The organism is Mycoplasma sp. 2575 (genome assembly GCF_053851635.1).
In genome coordinates this window covers 1-1,839 of record NZ_JBSQBB010000023.1, presented here as the reverse complement: position 1 = coordinate 1,839, position 1,839 = coordinate 1, and the positions used below count along the sequence as shown (strand labels likewise).

At 26.1% G+C, this 1,839-nt stretch carries 2 protein-coding genes; both read right to left on the bottom strand.

Annotated elements, in window-relative coordinates:
* Nucleotides 1-381: 381 nt before the first annotated feature.
* Nucleotides 382-681 carry a hypothetical protein gene (locus ACWXVU_RS03170; RefSeq protein WP_456012194.1) on the bottom strand — a complete coding sequence of 100 codons (300 nt, stop codon included), beginning with the start codon at nt 679-681 and terminating at the stop codon, nt 382-384.
* A gap of 823 nt (nt 682-1,504) precedes the next feature.
* Nucleotides 1,505-1,839 (bottom strand): hypothetical protein (locus ACWXVU_RS03165; protein WP_456012192.1); only part of this gene is annotated, 335 nt, incomplete at its 5' end.

Sequence of the window (1,839 nt, the reverse complement as noted above, 5' to 3'; positions counted from 1 at the left end):
AAACAGGTAAAAATCCTAGAAAAAGTAATTTGCTTTTTTTCATTTTTCTCCTTAATGTTTAATCGAGTTTATAAAGCATATTTTATAGTATTTTTTTTTTTTTTTTTGTTTTGGCAAAATTTCGCGATTAATGCTCTAATTATGACCAAAATTTTAGACAAAGCCAAGGCATTTATGAAGGAACTTTTTACTACTTAGTATTATTCTAATTTACGTTATTGATCTAATAAAAACATATTTACTGCGAAAATATCACTAACATAAATTAGTTTTATTTAATTCATTATTCAACCATTAAACTTAAGGAATAAAAAATGGCAAAACAGCCATTTTTTTGAACAAATTAATTTAATCTATTCTTTTTGTTGTGGAATCAAAACCCTATAATTTTAGTTTAAATTCGCTCAAAACTTCATTCTTTTGATTATTAAGAATTTCAATTATTTCTTCTGCGCTTTTTCCTTCAGAAACTAGCCGTTTTCTTTCTGATTCAAGCAAGAAGTTAATAAATTCATTTGCGGCATTAATGCTTTCTTGAATATTGTTTGGATTAATATTATTTGCCAATCAAGGAAAATCAATTTGGCTATTTGAGGAAGGCAACGCCTCATAGTTATTCAATAAGTTAATACTACATTCCATTGCTATTCTATCAGTAAGTTCCTTAATTTTTTTGATCATACTGAACTGAAACGAGCTCACGATTATAATAAGCTGCTTATTATATATTTGCAAACAGTTCTAATATTTTTTTATAAATAAGAAACTAAAAATCGTATCCTATATTTAGACACAAATTTTTATATAAATTTACTTTTTTTCAACGCTTGCTGAATTTTTTAATCATAATTTATTCAGTTTATAAGCATTTTTTATAGTTTTTCCTTACAAAGTATCCTTACTTACTAAAAAATAAAATTATCTAGTTCATTTTCTCATCCGACACCTTTTTTTGTGGAGTGTCTAAGATTATATTTTTTGGTAATGAATTTCCAACCAATCAATTTTTAATATGTTTATTTTTATGTCTAATATCATTTATAGTATCCTTTGGCAGAATATTTTTAATAGTTTCATAAACTGATTGTAAATCATTTTTGTTCACTAGTTTTAGAATTTATAGATGCTAGATTTTTAGTGGTTTGGTTTGTTCTAGTTTATAGTATGACTTGCTTTATAAGTAAGGGCTGCAAATTAGTACTATTAATGTTGGTTAAAGCTCTGAAAAGTAATTTTCTTTTTTTATTATTCTCCTCTTGTTCTATTTGAACAATGGGGCTTTTTGTATATAATTTTCAATTTTTATTCACAAAATATCTAGGCTTTTGAATATGCATCGCATTTTTTGTTCTTAACTTCAACAAGGTATTTTAGCTTAAAAACGGCATTTTTTAGCCATGCTTAATAAGTTTTATTCGCATTTTAATATTAATTTTTAACCCTATTGATAATAAAAAACCAGACTTATATCTGGTTTAGAATAAAAAATTAATTATTATAAAATTTAATTTATTTGAAATGTAAGGCCATCTTTATCGCTTTGGATACCATAGCTTCCTAAACTACCGCTAAGTAGATTTGCAAAAAAATCGGCCAATTTACTTGCATCTTGTGTTGTTTGTAAAACTTTTGGCTTAGATGGTTCATCATCTTCATCCCATGGTTGATTATGGTCCGGTTCATAAAATTCTCATGGAATATTTTCCTCTGGCAGATCTAGCGGATACACATCAAAATCAAAGGTTCCACCTTCATCAAGAGGAAAATCAAACCCTTGTTTTCCCTCTTTTGATCTATCATAATGTTTATATAAATTCTTGTAATAAAAATTATCAATTA